This is a genomic window from Dysosmobacter sp. Phy (genome assembly GCF_054476235.1).
In genome coordinates, this window is sequence record NZ_CM136997.1 from 2,062,451 (window position 1) to 2,080,332 (window position 17,882).

General features: G+C 62.1%; 21 protein-coding genes. 6 read left to right on the plus strand and 15 right to left on the minus strand.

The annotated features are described in order from the left end of the window. The first annotated feature begins 1 nt into the window (after position 1). Genes ACVDHE_RS10090 through ACVDHE_RS10100 form a run of 3 tightly spaced genes read left to right on the plus strand, consistent with a single transcriptional unit; the run spans position 2 to position 1,818 of the window. On the plus strand, positions 2-352 hold the full coding sequence (locus ACVDHE_RS10090; RefSeq protein ID WP_325227283.1) for an arsenate reductase family protein: 351 nt from the start codon (positions 2-4) through the stop codon (positions 350-352). Next, positions 349-1,314, plus strand: a complete 966-nt coding sequence (locus ACVDHE_RS10095) for a tRNA dihydrouridine synthase (RefSeq protein ID WP_458884493.1) — start codon at positions 349-351, stop codon at positions 1,312-1,314. The genes ACVDHE_RS10090 and ACVDHE_RS10095 overlap by 4 nt, the downstream gene beginning before the upstream one ends. An 18-nt stretch (positions 1,315-1,332) precedes the next feature. Then, complete coding sequence (locus ACVDHE_RS10100) at positions 1,333-1,818, plus strand: GNAT family N-acetyltransferase (protein WP_418724897.1); 486 nt, start codon at positions 1,333-1,335, stop codon at positions 1,816-1,818. A gap of 196 nt (positions 1,819-2,014) precedes the next feature. Here ACVDHE_RS10100 and ACVDHE_RS10105 read toward each other — a convergent pair whose 3' ends face one another. The 15 genes from ACVDHE_RS10105 to ACVDHE_RS10175 all read right to left on the minus strand — a co-directional run bounded on the left by ACVDHE_RS10105 (position 2,015) and on the right by ACVDHE_RS10175 (position 14,462). After that, entirely contained in the window at positions 2,015-2,215 is a 201-nt protein-coding gene (locus tag ACVDHE_RS10105) for a helix-turn-helix transcriptional regulator (protein WP_213037936.1), read from the minus strand. Further along, the gene (locus ACVDHE_RS10110; RefSeq protein ID WP_458884494.1) at positions 2,209-2,646 is read right to left on the minus strand and encodes a DUF3796 domain-containing protein; all 438 of its coding nucleotides are present in this window, start codon (positions 2,644-2,646) and stop codon (positions 2,209-2,211) included. Before ACVDHE_RS10110 ends, ACVDHE_RS10105 begins: the two co-directional genes overlap by 7 nt. Before the next feature lie 131 nt (positions 2,647-2,777). Next, entirely contained in the window at positions 2,778-3,197 is a 420-nt protein-coding gene (locus ACVDHE_RS10115; protein WP_458884495.1) for a PPC domain-containing DNA-binding protein, read from the minus strand. 75 nt (positions 3,198-3,272) lie between these two features. Further along, positions 3,273-4,379, minus strand: coding sequence for a PTS transporter subunit IIC (locus ACVDHE_RS10120; protein ID WP_458884496.1), 1,107 nt, complete (start codon positions 4,377-4,379; stop codon positions 3,273-3,275). Between the two features lie 116 nt (positions 4,380-4,495). After that, positions 4,496-5,266 carry a suppressor of fused domain protein gene (locus ACVDHE_RS10125; protein WP_213037940.1) on the minus strand — a complete coding sequence of 257 codons (771 nt, stop codon included), beginning with the start codon at positions 5,264-5,266 and terminating at the stop codon, positions 4,496-4,498. Positions 5,267-5,289: 23 nt separating this feature from the next. Continuing rightward, positions 5,290-5,802, minus strand: a complete 513-nt coding sequence (locus ACVDHE_RS10130; protein WP_213037941.1) for a transcription repressor NadR — start codon at positions 5,800-5,802, stop codon at positions 5,290-5,292. 115 nt (positions 5,803-5,917) lie between these two features. After that, positions 5,918-6,628, minus strand: coding sequence for an ABC transporter ATP-binding protein (locus ACVDHE_RS10135; RefSeq protein ID WP_213037942.1), 711 nt, complete (start codon positions 6,626-6,628; stop codon positions 5,918-5,920). A 2-nt stretch (positions 6,629-6,630) separates the two neighbouring features. Further along, positions 6,631-7,428, minus strand: coding sequence for an ABC transporter ATP-binding protein (locus tag ACVDHE_RS10140; RefSeq protein WP_458886173.1), 798 nt, complete (start codon positions 7,426-7,428; stop codon positions 6,631-6,633). Between the two features lie 37 nt (positions 7,429-7,465). Continuing rightward, on the minus strand, positions 7,466-8,533 hold the full coding sequence (locus ACVDHE_RS10145) for a branched-chain amino acid ABC transporter permease (protein WP_213037944.1): 1,068 nt from the start codon (positions 8,531-8,533) through the stop codon (positions 7,466-7,468). A gap of 10 nt (positions 8,534-8,543) precedes the next feature. Further along, positions 8,544-9,422 carry a branched-chain amino acid ABC transporter permease gene (locus tag ACVDHE_RS10150; protein WP_458884497.1) on the minus strand — a complete coding sequence of 293 codons (879 nt, stop codon included), beginning with the start codon at positions 9,420-9,422 and terminating at the stop codon, positions 8,544-8,546. Between the two features lie 142 nt (positions 9,423-9,564). Continuing rightward, on the minus strand, positions 9,565-10,764 hold the full coding sequence (locus ACVDHE_RS10155) for an ABC transporter substrate-binding protein (protein ID WP_458884498.1): 1,200 nt from the start codon (positions 10,762-10,764) through the stop codon (positions 9,565-9,567). Between the two features lie 75 nt (positions 10,765-10,839). Beyond that, entirely contained in the window at positions 10,840-11,118 is a 279-nt protein-coding gene (locus ACVDHE_RS10160; protein ID WP_325227269.1) for a hypothetical protein, read from the minus strand. A 267-nt stretch (positions 11,119-11,385) separates the two neighbouring features. Continuing rightward, positions 11,386-12,561 carry a 4-hydroxybutyrate dehydrogenase gene (locus ACVDHE_RS10165; RefSeq protein ID WP_325227268.1) on the minus strand — a complete coding sequence of 392 codons (1,176 nt, stop codon included), beginning with the start codon at positions 12,559-12,561 and terminating at the stop codon, positions 11,386-11,388. A gap of 80 nt (positions 12,562-12,641) precedes the next feature. After that, on the minus strand, positions 12,642-13,613 hold the full coding sequence (locus ACVDHE_RS10170) for a transketolase family protein (protein ID WP_458884499.1): 972 nt from the start codon (positions 13,611-13,613) through the stop codon (positions 12,642-12,644). A gap of 15 nt (positions 13,614-13,628) precedes the next feature. Beyond that, positions 13,629-14,462, minus strand: a complete 834-nt coding sequence (locus ACVDHE_RS10175) for a transketolase (protein WP_213037950.1) — start codon at positions 14,460-14,462, stop codon at positions 13,629-13,631. A gap of 685 nt (positions 14,463-15,147) precedes the next feature. Between ACVDHE_RS10175 and ACVDHE_RS10180 the strand changes: the two genes are divergently transcribed. The 3 genes from ACVDHE_RS10180 to ACVDHE_RS10190 are packed head-to-tail and all read left to right on the plus strand — an operon-like array spanning position 15,148 to position 17,802. Beyond that, entirely contained in the window at positions 15,148-16,152 is a 1,005-nt protein-coding gene (locus tag ACVDHE_RS10180) for a LacI family DNA-binding transcriptional regulator (protein ID WP_213037951.1), read from the plus strand. Between the two features lie 49 nt (positions 16,153-16,201). Further along, complete coding sequence (locus ACVDHE_RS10185) at positions 16,202-16,930, plus strand: PHP domain-containing protein (RefSeq protein ID WP_458884500.1); 729 nt, start codon at positions 16,202-16,204, stop codon at positions 16,928-16,930. After that, entirely contained in the window at positions 16,927-17,802 is an 876-nt protein-coding gene (locus ACVDHE_RS10190; protein WP_458884501.1) for a PfkB family carbohydrate kinase, read from the plus strand. Before ACVDHE_RS10185 ends, ACVDHE_RS10190 begins: the two co-directional genes overlap by 4 nt. Positions 17,803-17,882 lie beyond the last annotated feature (80 nt).

Here is a 17,882-nt window from a genome sequence, read left to right on the forward strand (position 1 = left end):
CATGCTGTTCATCTGCTATCCCAAGTGCTCCACCTGTCAGAAGGCCCGGACCTGGCTGGACGAGAAGGGCATCACCTACGATTTCCGGGACATCAAGCTGGAAAACCCCACCGCCGAAGAACTGACCCGCTGGTGGAAACTGAGCGGTCTGCCCCTGAAGAAGTTTTTCAACACCAGCGGCCTCCAGTACAAGGCCCTGGGCCTGAAGGACAAGCTCCCCGCCATGAGTGAGGACGAGCAGATCGCCCTGCTGGCCACCGACGGCATGCTGGTCAAGCGGCCGCTGCTGGTGGGGGAGGACTTTGTGCTGACCGGCTTCCGCCCCAAGGAGTGGGAGGAGCGGCTGCTGTGATCGTCCGCTACGAATTCGCCCCCCTGGACGGCATCACCAAGGTGGTGTTCCGCCGGGTCCACCATCGGATGTTCGGCGGGCCGGACCGGTACTTCATCCCCTTTTTCTCCCCCACGGACCAGCACATCCTGACCCAGCGGGACCGGCGGGAGCTGGAGAGGGCCAACAACGGCGATCTGCCCCTGGTGCCCCAGGTAATGACCCGCCGGGCGGAGGACTTCCTCTGGGCGGCGGAGGTGGCGGAGGACCTGGGCTATGATGAGGTGAATCTGAACCTGGGCTGCCCCTCCGGTACCGTTACCGCCAAGGGCAAGGGCTCCGGGTTTCTGGCCCATCCCGAGGACCTGGACCGCTTTTTCGACCAGGTGTTCGCCTCTGTGAAGCTGCCGGTGTCCGTCAAGACCCGGCTGGGCTACGAGACCCCGGAGGAGTTTGCCCGCCTGCTGGAGATCTATAACCGCTATCCCATCGCCTGCCTCACCGTTCACCCCCGGGTGCGCAAGGAGAAGTACCGGGGCCCCATTCACTTCGACCAGTTCCGCCTGGCGGCGGAAGGGAGCCGCAGCCCCGTGTGCTACAACGGGGACCTGCTGACCGTGGAGGACTGCGCCGCCTTTGAACGGGACTACCCGTCGGTGGAGGCGGTGATGATCGGCCGGGGCGGCGTGGCGGACCCGGCTCTGTTCCGAAAGCTCCGGGGCGGCGCCCCTGCCGCCCGGCAGGAGCTGGAGGCCTTCACGGCGGAGCTGTACCGGCAGTACCGGGAGTTTTACGGCCAGCCCCAGCCCGCGGCCCAGCGGATGAAGGAGGTCTGGTTCTACCTGATCCACCTCTTTGAAAACGGCGACAAGCTGGACAAGAAGCTGCGCCGGTCCCGGGGCCCGGCGGCTTACGAGGCCATCGAGGCGGAGATCTTCCAGACCCTGTCCCTGCGGACCTTTGCCACCGGCCCGCTGATTTGAAAAAAGGAGAGAATTTCCATGGAAACTACCGTGACCTTCCGCAGCGCAGAGCGGGCGGACGTGCCGCTGATCTTACAGTTCATCCGGGCCCTGGCCGACTATGAGCACATGGCGGATCAGGTGGTGGCCGACGAGGCCACGTTGGAGGAGTGGCTCTTTGACCGGCAGAAGGCGGAGGTGCTCTTCGCCGTGCTGGAGGGGAGAGAGGTGGGCTTCGCCCTGTTCTTCCACAACTTCTCTACCTTCCTGGGCCGGGCGGGCCTCTATCTGGAGGACCTGTTCGTCCTGCCGGAGGTCCGGGGCCGGGGCGTGGGAAAGGCCATTTTGCAGCGTCTGGCGGCCCTGGCTGTGGAGCGGGGCTGCGGGCGGCTGGAGTGGTGGTGCCTGGACTGGAACGAGCCCAGCATCGCCTTTTACCGCTCCCTGGGGGCGGAGCCCATGAGCGACTGGACGGTGTACCGCATCGCCGGGCAGACCCTGCGGGACCTGGCGGAAAAGGAATAAGCGCCAATGAAAAAGCCTTCCCGTTCGGGAAGGCTTTTTTGCGCGTCTTATGACAGGTGATATGGACCGCCCGCTGTTCCAAGGCCTCCGGGGGAGCACCCGTAGGGGCGGAGTCTATATTCGCCCGTCATCTCTTCAGGCTTCCGCTGGGGAAGGGGGCTGCACGGCCCTCCGGCAGCGCGCCCGTGTCCTGTCCTTACTCCTCCTCGAAGCAGAACAGCTCCTCCACCGTGGTGTGAAACACCTTGGCGATGTCCATGGCCAGCTTCAGCGAGGGGTTGTACCGGCCGTTTTCCAGGTTGCCGATGGTCTCCCGCCGGACGCCCACCAGGTTGGCCAGGTCCTCCTGCTTCAGTCCGAACCGGGCCCGGTACTCCTTCAGCCGCGTCCTCAGCATGGGTCGTCCTCCGGCCCCGCGAAGCGGCGCTCCCGGTGATTCAGATACATCAGCGTAAAGACGAACGTGCAGATGGTGATGATGAGGACCCAGTTGGCAAAGCCCGCGAACAGCAGGGCTTGCTTCCACTGGACGGCCGGTACCAGGTAAACGCCGTTTTCCTCCACCGGGATCCCCAGCCGGTAGTGCATCCCCCGGGCGTAAATGCCCAGAATCACCAAACAGGTCAGGGTCAGATTCACTGCCAGGGTCCTGGCCGCGGCCTTGTGTACATTGGCCCAAAACAGCTCGTCGGGGATTTTGGCCCGATAGGTGAAGAAAAAGAAGAACAGGAAAAAGACCAGCATGGTCACCGCGCCGGAGAGGATGCCGAGGATCCCCAGGAACCCGAGCCAGCCCAGATGGGACAGGGGATTGCGCCGCTGTTTCATAGAGGCCTCCTTTTCCACAAGTGTGAACTAATTCGCTCTTTACGATAAAAATATATCACATAAAGGACAGACTGTCAATGGGCGCGCGAAAAGAGAGGGCCGGGGAATGTTCCCCGGCCCTCTGCCAGTATTCAGAATTTCAGCAGGTTCAGCCCGATCTCGGGGCTGAAGGCCCGGTCCACGGTGCCGGGGATCTCCCGGACGATCATCTCGCAGGTGGCGCTGATCACGGCCCGGTTCAGATGCCCGCCGAATACCCGGCCCTGGTCGTCTCCGGCGCTCATGTGCAGGTGGGTGTAAAACTCGCCGTTCATGGTGTCGATGGTGCCGGTGAGGGACACGATCTCAAAGGCCCCCTGGAAGTGGTTGGCGCGGTACTCCTTCTTCACCGTGTCGAACACGCCCACGGTGATGTCGTTCACCGCGCCCAGGGCCTGGACCGAGGCCAGCTGGATATGCTCCGCCAGGGCCAGGGCCTTCACCTGCTCCAGGATTTCCTCGCCCTTGTCCATGCGGACCACGTAAGTATCGCCGAATTTGCGGTATTCCATGTACTGATTCTCCTTTGCGGCGGCACCGCCTGATTTTTTACCAGCATAGCACATCTGCCGCCGGGGCGCAAGGGCTCAGGAGAGGGTCAGGTCGCCCTCCCGGATCCAGCCGATCCGCCGGAAGAACAGCCCGAACAGCCAGCACAGCACGGCGGGCAGGACAAAGGAGATGAGGAGCAGCCCTGCCCAGTCAAAGGCCGTCGGGACAATGGCCGCGGCGCCGTTGACCAGGGCCTTTTCACTGGGGGCCACCCAGCCGGTCCACACGCCCAGCTGACCGCAGAACCCGCAGGTGCCCATGCCGGAGTTGATGGGGGCGCCGTTCATCTCCAGCTTGAACAGACAAGTGGCGATGGGGCCGGTGATGGCGGAGGTCAGAATGGCGGGCAGCCAGATCCGGGGGTTCTTCACGATGTTGGGCATTTGCAGCATGGAGGTGCCGATGCCCTGGCTCACCAGGCCGCCCCAGCGGTTTTCCCGGAAACTCAGAACGGCGAAGCCCACCATGTTGGCGCAGCAGCCCGCCACGGCGGCGCCGCCGGCCAGGCCCGTCAGGCCCAGCACGGAGCAGATGGCGGCGGAGGAGATGGGCAGAGTCAGAGCGATGCCCACCAGCACCGACACCAGAATTCCCATCCAGAAGGGCTGGAGCAGGGTAGTCCTCATGATAAGCTGGCCGAAGGCGTCCGCCGCGCCGCCGATGGGCGGGGCGATGACCCAGGCGGCGCCGATCCCGACGAGGATGGTGACGATAGGGGTCACCAAAATATCGACCTTGGTCTCCTTGCTGACGGCCTTTCCGAACTCTGCGGCGATGATGGCTACAAATAGCACCGCCAGCGGGCCTCCCGCGCCGCCCAGGGCATTGCAGGCATAGCCCACCGTCACCAGGGAAAACAGCACCATGGGCGGCGCCTGGAGGGCGTAGCCGATGGCCACCGCCATGGCAGAGCCGCTCATGAAGGAGCACAGCCCGCCGATGGTATAGGGTACGTCATTGATGGTGATGACCTGGGCGGTGAGAAAGGGGATGCCGAACTGGGTGCCCAGGGTGTTGAGGATCGTGCCGATCAGCAGGGAGCAAAAGAGGCCCTGGGCCATGGCGCCCAGAGCGTCGATGCCGTACCGCTTGGCAGAAATGACGATGTTTTTCCGTTTCAGGAAGGCCTTGAACTGTTCCATGGGAGACACCTGTTTCTTTCGTAAGTTTGAGAAAATATGACAATACGGTAGACAGGTGTCTTGACACCTGTCTACCGTATCATACACGGATTGTGTGTGTCTGTCAAGGCGCTTTTTCAGCAGTCCAGGACCTCCCGGAAATCGGCGCAGAGATTGGGACGGCGGATATCCAGTACCAGCGGCAGCTCCCCCTTGGAAAAGCGATCGCCCAGGGCTTCCATGCCGTATTTCAGCTTGTACTCGATCTCCTCCCGGTAGGCGGGGATGGCCAGCAGCAGGTTCACCTGCTTCCCGTCCTCTACCGGCACCGCCTCCAGATCCTGTCCCAGCTGGTCCAGAACGACGCCGCCGAAGGGAACCTCCTCATACAGGGGCGTGTAGTCCGGGCCGTTGGGGATGGTGTGTCCCCAGCCCAGCCAGGTGTGGTACTCATGAGGGAAGCGGGCCAGGAATTTCAGCATCTGGATGGGCCAGTAGGAGGATGCGGGCATATCATTCGAGAGGGTAAGTTCCTTTCCCAGATCCCAGCTGCCGGGAAGGAAAAGGTAGAGTTCGGCGTATCGCAGTTCCTCGTGGTCGGCGATCTCCTCCGGCAGGGTCATGGGCAGGTCGCTCATGCCGGAGGTAAAGAGGACATAGTGGTCTCCCTCTCCCCTGGGCCGCATGATGTTCACGTCGATGTGCACCAGATCGGAGAGGATCTCGTGAAAGACGAACGTCTCCCTCCCGGGAAAGAGCTTTTCAAAGTGGGCGCAGACCGCCTCGGCGTAAACGCCGTAGGCCTGGGGCGGTCGCCAGCCCTGGTCCTCCGGCGTTTCGTAGCGGTAGATGGAGGAACCGCCGGGGCTGACCGCCGGCTTCTTGCGAAATCTATCCAGAAATCCCATACAACCTCCTTGGAGATCTGAAATTACGCTTCCAATAAAACGTGCAGCTGCCGCAGAGCCGCCACTACCCGCTGCCAGGCGGCCTCATCGGGGCAGGAGAGGGTGTGGAGATGGATGCCCTCGGTCAGGGCGGAGAGGGGCCGGGCCTCGGATTGGGCGCAGCGGGAGAGAAACTGGGCCACATCGTAGCGGTTTGCCAGCTGCAACGGCCCCGTCAGCTGACCGTAGACCGGATGCTCCACGATGACGTCCACCACGGTGCAGCCGTTGTCCACCATGGCGTTGAGCTCCGCCTCCATGCCGGCGGCGTCGTGCTGGCAGGCCACTTGCCGTACCAAGCCCGTAGCGGCGGGCAGGATCACATAGCCCCGGGGCGTGGCGGAAATTTCGGCCCCGGCGGCCCGCAACAGGGCGATATCCCCCACGATGATCTGGCGGCTGACAGAAAACCGCTCTGCCAGCGCGGAGGCGCTGACCGGCCCGCCGGACCGTCGAAGAATGTCCCAAATGGCCTGACGGCGCTGCTGAGCGTGCATAAGGTCCCCTCCTTTGAAGCTGTCATGACAGCAGTATACCATTTCCCGCACCCATCTGTAAAGAAAAGAGACGGCCAATAGCCGTCTCTTTTCAGAGGGGAAGACAAGGGCGCTCTCAACCGCCCAGATATGCTTTCTTGATGGCCGGGGAAGCCAGCAGCTCCGCGCCGGTGCCGGTGGTGACTACCTTGCCGGTCTCCATAACGTAGCCGCGGTCCGCCACAGACAGGGCCGCCTGGGCATTCTGCTCCACCAGCAAAATGGTGGTGCCGGCACGGTGCAGGTTCCGGATGATCTCAAAGATCTGCTCCACCAGAATGGGAGCCAGGCCCATGGAGGGCTCATCCAGCATCAGCAGCTTGGGATGGCTCATCAGAGCACGGCCCATGGCCAGCATCTGCTGCTCACCGCCGGAGAGGGTACCGGCGATCTGCCGCCGCCGTTCCTTCAGCCGGGGGAACTGCTGGAACACCCGGTCCAGATCATCGGCCACATGTCCGCCGGGCTGGGTGTAGGCGCCCATCTCCAGGTTCTCCTGGGTGGTCATCTGCAAAAACACCCGCCGTCCCTCCGGCACCAGGGCCAGGCCCTTGGACACGATCTTGTGGGGCGGCACCCGGTTGAGGTTCTCGCCGAAAAAGGTGACGGAGCCGGTCTTGGAGTGCAGCAGGCCCGAGATGGTGTTCAGCGTGGTGGACTTGCCGGCGCCGTTGGCGCCGATCAGAGTGACGATCTCTCCCTGCGCCACCTCAAAGGAGACACCCTTGATGGCGTGGATGCTTCCGTAGTAGACGTTGATGTCGTCCACTTTCAAAATCGTCTCCATGCTCATGCCTCCTTCTGTTTGCCGAGGTACGCCTCGATGACCGCCGGGTTGGACTGGATATCCGCGGGGGAGCCCTTGGCGATGACGCGGCCGAAGTTCAGCACGCAGATGCCCTCGCAGATGTTCATGACCAGGTTCATGTCGTGCTCGATCAGCAGCACGGCGATGTGGAAGGTATCCCGGATCTTGCGGATATTGTCCATCAGCTCCGCCGTCTCCGAGGGATTCATGCCGGCGGCGGGCTCATCCAGCAGCAGCAGGCTGGGGTTGGTGGCCAGGGCCCGGACGATCTCCAGGCGGCGCTGGGCGCCGTAGGGCAGGCTGCCGGCCCGGGCGGAGGCCAGGTGCTGCATATCGAACAGGGACAGCAGCTCCATGGTCCGGTCCCGGACGATCTTCTCCTCCCGGCGGAAGGAGGGCAGCCGGAAGATGCCGCTCCACATGGTGTAGTGCATCTGGGTGTCCATGGCAACCTTCACGTTGTCCTCCACGGACAGGTTGGAGAACAGCCGGATGTTCTGGAAGGTCCGGGCGATACCGGCCCGGTTGACGTGGATGGCGTCCATGCCGTGGGTGTCCCGGCCGTCCAGGAGGATGGTGCCCTTGGTGGGCTGGTACACCTTGGTCAGCAGGTTGAACACGGTGGTCTTGCCGGCGCCGTTGGGGCCGATGAGGCCGGCGATCTCTGTGCGGCCGATGGTGAGGTTGAAGTCCTCCACGGCCTTGAGGCCGCCGAAGGTGATGCCCAGGTTGATGCACTCCAGAATGGGAGACTTGTCGGCATCCCGGTCCGGCACCATGGCGCCGGAGGGGACGGGAATCAGTTTGGAAAACATATCAGACAGCCTCCTTTCCGCGGCGGCGCAGCCCCAGTCGTCCCAGCATGGACCGCATGGTGGGATTGTTGGTGGCCAGCATCACCAGGATCAGCACGATGGCGTAGACCAGCATCCGGTAGTCGGAAAAGCTGCGCAGAGCCTCCGGCAGAATGGTCAGGGCTGCCGCAGCGATCAAAGAGCCCCAGATGTTGCCCAGGCCGCCCAGCACCACGAACACCAGCACCAAAATGGAGGTGTTGAAATTGAACTTGGTGGCCTGCAGGGAGGAGAAGTTCAGACCGTACAGGGCTCCGGCGGCACCCGCCAGGGCGGCGGAGGTGACGAAGGCCATCATCTTGTACTTGGTCAGGTTCAATCCGATGCTCTCGGCGGCGATGCTGTTGTCCCGCAGAGCCATGATGGCCCGGCCGGCCCGGCTGTGCTTGAGGTTCAGCACCACGGCCAGGGTCACCATCACCAGCAGGAAGCCGGCGGTGAAGGTGGCGATGGTGGCGGTGCCCACGGCGCCCTGGGCGCCCTTGATGATGGCCGTGCCGTTTTCGCTCAGGCCCAGGGAGTCCACGGACTTGTCACCGCTGAGGTTGAGGGCAATGTGAAGGCCGGTCTCGTCGTAGCCCACCAGCAGGCAGTTGACCAGCTCCTTGATGATCTCGCCGAAGGCCAGGGTGACGATGGCCAGATAGTCGCCCCGCAGACGCAGCACCGGCATGCCCACCAGGGTGCCAACCACCGCCGCCAGGATGGCGCCGATCACCATGGCCACGGCCAGGCGGACCGGCTCGGAGGGGATGGCGCTCTGGAGACTCATGGCGGCGATGACGCCGGAAAAGGCGCCCACGCTCATGAAGCCCGCGTGGCCCAGGCTCAGCTCACCCAGGATGCCCACAGTCAGGTTCAGGGACACCGCCATGGACATGTAGCAGCAGATGGGCACCAGCTGGCCTGTCAGAGACCGGCTCAGCAGCCCCTGGCGGCTGAGGATGGTCATGACGGCGAAGGCCAGGATCACGCCCAGATAAGTAAACAGATCCGTATAGGACCGCTTTTTAAAAATGGGTTTTGTCATCTCCGCCACCTCACACTTTCTCAGGCACATACTTGCCCAAAAGACCCGCCGGCTTCACCAGCAGCACCACGATCAGCACGGCAAAGACGATGGAGTTGGCCAGGTTCATGGAGATATACGCCTTGGCCAGGGCCTCGATGACGCCCAGCAGCAATCCGCCCAGGAAGGCGCCGGGGATGGAGCCGATGCCGCCGAACACGGCAGCGGTAAAGGCCTTGATGCCGGGCATGGAGCCGGTGGTGGGAGAGAGGGTGAAGTAGGACGAGCACAGCAGCACGCCGGCGATAGCCGCAAGGGCGGAGCCGATGGCAAAGGTCATGGAGATGGTGGCGTTGACATTGATGCCCATGAGCTGGGCGGCGCCCTTATCCTCGGAGCAGGCCCGCATGGCCTTGCCCAGCTTGGTGCGGCTGATGAAGGTGGTCAGGGCCGCCATGATGATCAGGCACACCGCCACTGTCACCAAAGACACGTAGGGGATGGACAGCTGCCCGCCGAACAGCTCCAGCGTGCCGGAGATCAGAGCCGGGTAGGATTTGCTGGCGGCGCCCCAGGTCAGCAGGGCCGCGTTTTGCAGGAAATAGCTGACGCCGATGGCGGTGATCAGCACCGCCAGGGAGGGGGCGGAGCGCAGGGGCTTGTAGGCCAGCCGCTCCACGACCACGCCCAATGCCGTGCAGGCCGCAGCGGCCAGGATCACCGCCAGCCACACCGGAAGGGACAGGTAGCTGACGGCGCAGAAGGACACATAACCGCCGATCATAATGACGTCACCGTGGGCGAAGTTCAGCATTTTTGCAATGCCGTAGACCATGGTATAGCCCAGGGCGATCAGCGCGTAGACGCTGCCCAGGCTGATGCCGCTGATCAGGTAAGAGAGAAATTCCATACAGAGACACACCTCTTTTTCTTTTCATCCTGTGGCACAAACGCAGGCGGGAGAAACCCTCCCGCTTCCGTTTGCGCCGCAGAAGCGCGGGGGTCCGCCGGGAGGGAAGCCCTCCCGGCGGAGTTGGGTTTTCTCAGTGGAGTCAGGGCAGGACGTACGCGCCGTCCTTGATGACCACGGCCATGGGGGCCTTGGACACGGCGCCGGAGGCGTCCCAGGTCATGCCGGCACCGGTGAGGCCGTCCACAGACAGAGTGGGCATCACGGGGATCAGGGCCTCGCAGATGTCAGCGGCGGACATGTCAGGGGTGCAGCCGGCGGCCTCCAGAGCGGCCTTCAGGATGTAAACGGCGTCATAGGCGTCGGCGGCGAACTGGTTGGGGGTCTCGCCGAACTGCTCCTGATAGGTCTTGACGAAGGTCTGGGTCCGCTCATCCTCGGCATCAGCGGAGAAGGGGGTCAGCAGCATGACGCCCTCAGCCAGGGAGGTGTCGAAGTTGGGCATGGTCAGGATGCCGTCCATGCCGTCCACGCCGAAGAAGGTGGGGGCGTAGCCCATCTGGCTGGCCAGGTTCAGGACCACGGAGGCCTCCTGATAGTAGAAGGGCAGGAACAGGGTGTCGGCACCGGCGGACTGGGCGGCGGTCAGCTGCACGGAGAAGTCGGTGGCGGTGTCCTTGGTGAAGGTGCCCTCGTCCACGACGTTCACGCCCTTGACCTCAGCCTCGGCGACGAAGGTGTCGCGGATGCCCTGAGAGTAGGCGCTGTCATTCTGATAGAGGACGTAGACCTTGGCGTCAGGCATGTTCTCGGCGATGTAGTCAGCGGCGCCGGTGCCCTGGTTGGGGTCGGTGAAGCAGACCTGGAACACGTTGTCCTTGCCGTCGATAACATCGGTGGAGGAAGCGGAGGGGGTCAGCATGAAGGTGCGGTCAGAGTTGACCACAGAGCTGACGGCCACGGCGGCACCGGTGGTGGTGGGACCGACCAGCAGCTGCATGCCCCAGTCCATCAGGGTGTTGTAGGCGTTGACAGAGGTCTCGCCGTCGGCCACGTCGTCCTCGGACTTGATCTCGAACTGGATGTCGCCGCCGGCGGCGTTGATCTCATCCACGGCGATCTTGGCGCCGTTGGCAACGGCAGTGCCGTAGATGGCGGTGTCGCCGGTCAGGGGGCCGATGGTGCCGATCTTGAAGGCGGCGCCGGAAGCAGAGCCGGCATCCTCTTCGGTAGTGGAATCGGTGGAAGCGGTGTCGTCGGAGGCGGTGTCGTTACCGCCGCAGGCGGCCAGGCTGAGAACCATGGCCAGGGTCAGAACCATTGCAAAAAACTTCTTTTTCATCTCATCTGCTCCTTTTGGGAATAAATTATACAAAAAAGCGGCCGCGCCCGGAAGGCACAGCCGCTTTGCTGTATCTCAGCAATATGCGCGTGTTCGCTTCCTTGGCGTATGAGGGGACACTTTAATCAACAAAACTACCAGCAGAATCACCAGGCCCAGTACCAGAATGGAAATGTGCAATACCACCAGGCATACCAGGGCGCAAATAATGAGAATGGACGCCATCATCATGGCGTCCACAGACAGAGCGATATTGGCGCAGGCAGAGTGCGCGCAGGAAGAAGCCTCTGCCTGATCGGCAGACGCGCTGAGAGACATCATCATGAAAGACTTGCTCATGGAAGTGTACATCATGGCGCTGGCTCCTTTCTGCTGGAAGTTGTGTACCATTTTACCGGGTAAAAGCAGTAAAGTCAACGGGCGTTTTGCTTGGATAATTCACAGAAAAGACACAATATATTGGGGAATATTATGCGTTATGCACAAATTGAATAAAGAGATACAAAAAATGAGGCTGCTTCTTAACACTATCTTTACACAAATGCGGTATGAAAAAAACAGCAGACTTCTCTGACAGAAAAAGGACCGCCCGTCCGGGCGGTCCTTTTCGGAGAAATCGGCTTAGTAGCACTTGCGATAGATGGCCTCTTCGCTCTCGAGGTCGAAGGGATAGTAGGCGTTGGTCATGAGGCGCTGCTGGTTGGCCTCCACAGACTGGGGGAAGGCCTTGAAGTCGGCCTCGGTGAAGCCGCAGTCGCGCAGGGGACGCAGGGGCAGGATGCGCTGGAGCAGGGCGTTCATCTCAGGGATGGCGTCCTCCACCTTGCAGCCCAGGATCTTGGCCACCAGCTCCTTGAACTTCATGATCTCGCCGGTGGGGTTCTTCTCGTCATAGTAGTCCATGATGGCGCCGAAGAGCATATAGTTGCTCTCGCCGTGGGGCACGTGATAGGTGCCGCCCAAGGGGAAGCTCATGCCGTGGACAGGGCCGCAGCCGGCCTTCAGGAAGGCGATGCCGGCGTAGAAGGAGGCGGTCACGAACTCCAGCATATAGTCGAACCGGGCGTCGGGACCCTTCTCGTCGATCAGCTTGAACCCCTTGAGGATCATGTCCATGGCCTTCTCGCTGAAGAGCTCGGAGGTGATGGTCTTGCGGTGGGGGCTCAGGAAGGACTCAGTGGCGTGGACCAGAGCGTCGATGGCGGAGCAGGCGAAGGGCTTGTAGGGCAGGGTCCGCAGCAGGTCGGGGATCAGGCACACCTTGTTGGGGATGATGTCGTCGGAGACCAGGCCCAGCTTGGTCTCGCCGCCGGTCAGCACGCCGTCCTTCTCGTCCTTGACGATGGCCACAGAGATGTTGGTGCACTCACTGCCGGTACCGCAGGTGGTGGGGATGGCAATGACGTCCTTCTCGTGGATCACGGGGAAGCGCTTGAAGTACAGGTTGTGGACCGTGTCGGGGCGCTTGCAGCCCAGCAGCTTGCACAGGTCCATGATGGCGCCGCCGCCCACGGCGATGACGCGGTCATAGCTGTCGTAGGGGATGGCGTCGTACATGATCTGGATCATTTCCTCGCTGGGCTCGCCGGCGCCGAACTTCTCCTGGAACACGTAGTTGCACTTCAGCCCCAGGTCCTTCATGAAGGGGGTGTAGATGAACTCGTTGGTCAGCACCACGTCCCGCTCGTTCAGATCGAACTCCTTGGCCATGTCGGCGAAGGTCTGGAACTTGTACACGGTGGGCGCGAAGATGATCTCTCTCTTATCGGCCATCAGGGCAGCGGAAAAAGCATCCATATCTGGTTCTCCTTTTCAAAATTTTTAAATAATGGCGATACAGGCAGGGTCCCTGATCGGGACCCTGCCGGATATCCGATTTACTTGCGGGCGACGGCCTTCTTCACGGCCGCCACGATGTTGGCGGCGCGCAGGCCGTACTCGTCCATCAGGAAGTCCTGGGGACCCACCTGACCGAACTGGTCCTGGACGCCCACGAACTCCTGGATGGTGGGGGCGTTCTTGGCCAGGCAGTTAGCCACCACGCTGCCCAGACCGCAGGTGACGTTGTGGTTCTCAGCGGTGACGATGGCGCCGGTCTCCTTGGCGGCCTTGATCACCAGCTCCTCGTCCAGCGGCTTCCAGGTGAACATGTCGATGACCCGGACGGAGATGCCCTCCGCAGCCAGGGCCTCGTAGGCCTTCAGGCTCTCGTCCACCATGATGCCGGAGGTAATGATGGTGGCGACATCCTTGTTGGACTCGTGCAGCACCACGCCCTTGCCGATCTCGAACTCAGAGCCCTCGCCGTACACCTGGATGATGCCCTTGCGGACGAAGCGGGTGTAGCTGACGCCCTCCACGTTCACCAGCTGACGGGTGATGCTGGCCAGCTGGTCATAGTCGGCGGGATCCAGCACGGTGGTCTCGGGGATGGACAGGTACATGGCCGCGTCCTCCAGCGGCATATGGGTGCCGCCGTTGAAGGCAGCGGTGACGCCGGCGTCGGAGCCCAGCACCCGGACGCTCAGCCCGGCGTAGGCGGCGGACATGTAGATCTGGTCATAGCAGCGGCGGGAGGAGAAGGTGCCGAAGGAGTGGAAGAACACCTTCTTGCCGGTGGCGGCCAGGCCGGCGGCCACGCCGGCGGCGTTGCCCTCGGCGATGCCGGCCTCAAAGGCCCGGTCGGGGTAGTTCTTGCGCAGCATCTTGGTGTTGATGCAGCCCATCAGGTCGCAGTCCACGTAGCAGATGGACTTGTCCTCCGCCATCATCTCGTTCAGCGTCAGAGCGAGACCGTCCCGGCAGGCCCGGGAATCTTTCTTGTGCTCACCAATCAGTTTCACGTTCATGATCTCACCCTCCTCTTAAGCGTTCTTGGCGTCTTCATACGCCTTCTCAGCGGCGGCCAGCGCCTCGGCCCACTGCTCTTCGTTGGGCTGAGAGGAGTGGTCGTGCTTGGGCTCGGCGAAGGTGGCGCCCTTGCCCTTGCAGGTGTCCAGCACGATGCAGCTGGGAACGCCCTTGGTGGCGTAGGCCTTCTGGATGGCGTCGTAGATGGCGGTCACGTCATGGCCGTCGATCTCCTGGGTGAACAGGCCGAAGGAGGCGGCCTTCTTGGCGATGTCGCCGTGGGCCAGGATGTCGTCGGTGGGGCCGTCCAGCTGATAGCCGTTGTTATCGATGAAGTAGATGATGTTGTCCAGCTTGTGGGCATAGGCGAAGTGGAAGGCCTCCCAGACCTGTCCCTCGTCCGCCTCACCGTCGCCGATGACGCAGAAGACGTGGTTGTTGCGGCCGTCAATCTTATTGCCCAGCGCCGCGCCGGTGGCGGTGGAGGCGCCCTGGCCCAGAGAGCCGGTGGTCAGATCCACGCCCGGGGTCAGCTTGCGGTCGGTGTGGCTGGGGAACTTGGTGTGAGGATGGTTCAGGGTATAGGCCTCTTCCATCGGGTAATAACCCATGAGGCCGAAGGTGGCGTAGGCCACGGGGCCGGCGTGGCCCTTGCTGAGCACCAGCCAGTCGCGGTCCTCCCACCGGGGATTCTTGGGATCAAATTTCATGACCTCTCCGTACAGGACGGCCATCAGGTCGGCCAGGTCCATGGAACCGCCCACGTGGCCGAATCCACGGGAGTGGATGACCTTCAGCGTTTCCAGCCGGATCTGCGCCGCCAGAACCTTGCAGTTTTTCTCGTTCATCAGGTGTTTCTTCCTTTCCTTTTCATTTTTGAGCACCGGGCCGCCGCAGGCGGCACGGCGCCAGTTTCACATCGGAAAAGACCTCCCTCCCGCAGAGGGGGGCGCCTGGGGAAAGAACAGGTCCGGCAAAGCGTGTACGTTCACACAAAGATGTAACTATCCACTCTCAATATCCAAAACCGCTTTTTCTGCCCTTGTGCGGCGAAAGCGGAAACGGAGCCGGGCAAGGCACGGGCGCGGTCCAAAGGGCGCACCTGTCCTACCTTGTATTCTACAGCAGCTTGAGGGGCCGCGTCAATGACAATTTACTTTTTAACGATCTATTTTCCCAACGGTCCCAGACGATTGAGGGCGAAAGAAAGGGGCCGGCGCCACAGGCAGGAAGGCTTCTTTGACCAAAACGGAAACGTTTGCGATTTTTTCGGCATTTTTTTATGAGAATCAGGATTTTTCTGAGAAACTGACGCTGTTGAAACAAAAAGAAAGATCTGTCCTATTGATTGCGAAAATGGCACAAAAATACCAAAAAGATATTGACATTGACAATGTAATCGTATATTCTGTGGGTAGGCGGCCACAGGGGGACGCCCCCTGTGGCCGCCGCTTCCAGGCAATCGGAAACGTTTGCGACATGGGAGACCTCCCGAGGCGCCCTCTGCGGCTCATGGAAGAAGGACGATGCCCTATGAAAAACGTAACGCTGAAGGATGTGGCAAAAGCAGCAGGCGTGTCCTACGCCACTGTGTCCCGGGCCCTCTCCGGCAGTCCCCAGATCAGCGGTGCCACCCGGGAGCGGATCATCAAGCTGTGCGACGAGATGGGCTACACCACCAACTATGTGGCCCGGTCCATGGTGATGAAGAAAACGGATCTGATCGGCCTGGTGGTGCCGGCCATTGACAATGAGTTCATGTCCCAGCTGGCATATTACGCGGAGATGAGCGCCCGGGCCCACGGATACAATATCATGCTGTGCAATTCGGGCCCGGACCTGCGGCAGGAAAAGACCGTGGTGAAGCTGCTGCTGGGCCGCCAGGTGGATGGCATCCTGATCGTGCCCCAGAGCCCCAAGACCTACGAAAACATCCAGGCCTACACCAGCCAGGTGCCCACGGTGTTTTTAGGGGAGAACCTGCGGGATCAGCCCCAGAGCTACGTGGCCGCGGACAACAGCTGGGGCACCTACATCGGTACCCGCTACCTCTGGGAACTGGGCCACCGGGACATTCTGTACTTCGGCCGCCGCCATTCCACCACCCACCAGCTGCGGGCGGAGGGGTACATGCGGGCCTGCCAGGAGCTGGGCCTCAGGCAGAGGTTTTTTAACAGCGAGTATTCCCGCTCCTCCATTGAAAACGGATACCAGATGGCCAAGGAACTGTTCTCTCAACCCATCGACTATACCGCCATTTTTGCCTCCACGGATTCCAACGCTCTGGGCATCCTGAAGGCCGCGGACGAGCTGCATATTGCCATTCCCGACCGGCTGAGCCTGATCGGCTTTGACGACATTCCCTCCACGGCGCTGCCCCGGATCGAACTGACCACCATTGAGCAGCCCAAGCGGGCCATGGCGGTCCAGGCGGTGGAGATGCTGCGGGACCGGATCGAAAACGGGACCCAGGGCTACGCCCACCAGATCCTCATGCCGGCGCTGGTGAAACGAGAGACCTGCGCCGGCCTGCGCTGAGGCGCCGGACGGTTCGATCCAGCAAATACTGATAGAAAGAGGCTAAGTTATGAACGGATACCTGTACGACCCGCATACCCATACGGCGGAGACCAGCCGCTGCGGGCACCTGCCCGCGGCCGATGTGGTGGACCGCTATGTACGCAACGGCTTCTCCGGCCTGGTGGTCACGGACCACCTGCATCCGGAGTACCTGTCCCGCATCGACACGGACCACAACTGGGACCATGTGATGGATCACTACCTCTCCGGCTACCATGCCTCCAAGGCCCGGGGCGACGAGGTGGGACTGGACGTGATCCTGGGCGCAGAACTGCGGTTCCCGGAAAACGATAACGACTACCTGGTCTACGGCATCGACGAGCAGTGGCTGCGTTCCAACCCTTATATGTGCTGCATGAGCGCGCAGGAGTTCTACGACAAGTTCCATGACCAGGTGCTCATCATCCACGCCCACCCCTTCCGCAAGGGCAGCGCTCCGGTTCAGGAGACCGCCGTCCACGGGGCGGAGATCATCAACGGCAACCCCCGCCACGAAAACAACAACGACAAGGCTCTGGAATTGTGCCTGCGGCATCCGGAGTATTACCGTCTGGCCGGGTCTGACACCCACCGGGACAAGGACGAGGCCCGGGCCGGCGTGATCCTGCCGGAGCGCGTCAAGGATTCCTACGCATACAAGGCCATCATCGAGAGCGGCCGGTTCCACCTGTGGAGCCCGGAGTTCCAGTCCTTCGTGGATGCGGATGAGAAGATCAGAGAGGAGAGCGGGAAATGAGCCGGTACGATTCCCTCATCATTGGTGAGGTGGCCCGGGACACCAACGTGGACTATGACGGCACCACTGTCAAGGCCATCGGCGGCGCCGTGTACTACTCCGGCTATGCCGCCGCCAATATCGGCCACAAGATCGCCGTGCTGCCCAAGGCGGACCCGGAGGTGGATCTGAAGGAGGCCTTTGCCAAGGCCCCCAACGCCACGGTCTACCCCCTGGTCAGCGAGAAGTCCTTCGTCACTAAGAACGTCTACCACACCGCCGACCGGGAGCGCCGCACCTCCACCGTGGACAGCGTCATCACCCCTTACCGCACCGACGAGGTGCCCCAGATCGACGCCGCCATCTGGCATCTGGCGGGCCTGGTGGGTGGGGACATCCCCAACGAGATGATCCCCTTCGCCGCCCAGCACGCCATGGTGGCCATCGATGTCCAGTGCATGCTGCGCTGGGTGGAAAACGGCGGCATGGTCTACCACGACTGGGCCGAGAAGAAGGAGATGCTGCCCTACGTCCGCTTCCTCAAGACCGACGCCGCCGAGGCGGAGATCCTGACGGGCCTGACCGACCGGGCCGAGGCCGCCAAGATCCTCTACGGTTGGGGTGCCAAGGAGGTCCTCATCACCCACAACACCGAGGTTCTGGTCTACGACGGCAAGGAGATCTACACCTGCCCCATCAAGGCCCGGAACCTCTCCGGCCGCACCGGCCGGGGCGATACTACCTTCGCTGGCTACATCAATGAGCGGCTGACTGCCGACACCCCCACCGCACTCCGCACCGCCACGGCCCTGGTCTCTTTGAAGATGGAGACCCCGGGCCCCTTCCAGGGCACCCGGGCCGACGTGGAGGCCTACATGAAAGAATTCTTCTGAGTCTGCTCAAGATACCGGACGCACAGATAAACAGCCCGGCTCCCCAGAGGGAGCCGGGCTGCTTTCGTTATTTGCGGAAA

Bases quoted from the DNA above. Each gene is read 5' to 3' on its own strand.
- ACVDHE_RS10090 (WP_325227283.1), top strand. From the start codon at position 2: ATGCTGTTCATCTGCTATCCCAAGTGCTCCACCTGTCAGAAGGCCCGG.
- ACVDHE_RS10100 (WP_418724897.1), top strand. From the start codon at position 1,333: ATGGAAACTACCGTGACCTTCCGCAGCGCAGAGCGGGCGGACGTGCCG.
- ACVDHE_RS10105 (WP_213037936.1), bottom strand. From the start codon at position 2,215: ATGCTGAGGACGCGGCTGAAGGAGTACCGGGCCCGGTTCGGACTGAAG.
- ACVDHE_RS10110 (WP_458884494.1), bottom strand. From the start codon at position 2,646: ATGAAACAGCGGCGCAATCCCCTGTCCCATCTGGGCTGGCTCGGGTTC.
- ACVDHE_RS10115 (WP_458884495.1), bottom strand. From the start codon at position 3,197: ATGGAATACCGCAAATTCGGCGATACTTACGTGGTCCGCATGGACAAG.
- ACVDHE_RS10120 (WP_458884496.1), bottom strand. From the start codon at position 4,379: ATGGAACAGTTCAAGGCCTTCCTGAAACGGAAAAACATCGTCATTTCT.
- ACVDHE_RS10125 (WP_213037940.1), bottom strand. From the start codon at position 5,266: ATGGGATTTCTGGATAGATTTCGCAAGAAGCCGGCGGTCAGCCCCGGC.
- ACVDHE_RS10130 (WP_213037941.1), bottom strand. From the start codon at position 5,802: ATGCACGCTCAGCAGCGCCGTCAGGCCATTTGGGACATTCTTCGACGG.
- ACVDHE_RS10135 (WP_213037942.1), bottom strand. From the start codon at position 6,628: ATGGAGACGATTTTGAAAGTGGACGACATCAACGTCTACTACGGAAGC.
- ACVDHE_RS10140 (WP_458886173.1), bottom strand. From the start codon at position 7,428: ATGGTGCCGGACCGGGATGCCGACAAGTCTCCCATTCTGGAGTGCATC.
- ACVDHE_RS10145 (WP_213037944.1), bottom strand. From the start codon at position 8,533: ATGACAAAACCCATTTTTAAAAAGCGGTCCTATACGGATCTGTTTACT.
- ACVDHE_RS10150 (WP_458884497.1), bottom strand. From the start codon at position 9,422: ATGGAATTTCTCTCTTACCTGATCAGCGGCATCAGCCTGGGCAGCGTC.
- ACVDHE_RS10155 (WP_458884498.1), bottom strand. From the start codon at position 10,764: ATGAAAAAGAAGTTTTTTGCAATGGTTCTGACCCTGGCCATGGTTCTC.
- ACVDHE_RS10160 (WP_325227269.1), bottom strand. From the start codon at position 11,118: ATGATGTACACTTCCATGAGCAAGTCTTTCATGATGATGTCTCTCAGC.
- ACVDHE_RS10165 (WP_325227268.1), bottom strand. From the start codon at position 12,561: ATGGATGCTTTTTCCGCTGCCCTGATGGCCGATAAGAGAGAGATCATC.
- ACVDHE_RS10170 (WP_458884499.1), bottom strand. From the start codon at position 13,613: ATGAACGTGAAACTGATTGGTGAGCACAAGAAAGATTCCCGGGCCTGC.
- ACVDHE_RS10175 (WP_213037950.1), bottom strand. From the start codon at position 14,462: ATGAACGAGAAAAACTGCAAGGTTCTGGCGGCGCAGATCCGGCTGGAA.
- ACVDHE_RS10180 (WP_213037951.1), top strand. From the start codon at position 15,148: ATGAAAAACGTAACGCTGAAGGATGTGGCAAAAGCAGCAGGCGTGTCC.
- ACVDHE_RS10185 (WP_458884500.1), top strand. From the start codon at position 16,202: ATGAACGGATACCTGTACGACCCGCATACCCATACGGCGGAGACCAGC.
- ACVDHE_RS10190 (WP_458884501.1), top strand. From the start codon at position 16,927: ATGAGCCGGTACGATTCCCTCATCATTGGTGAGGTGGCCCGGGACACC.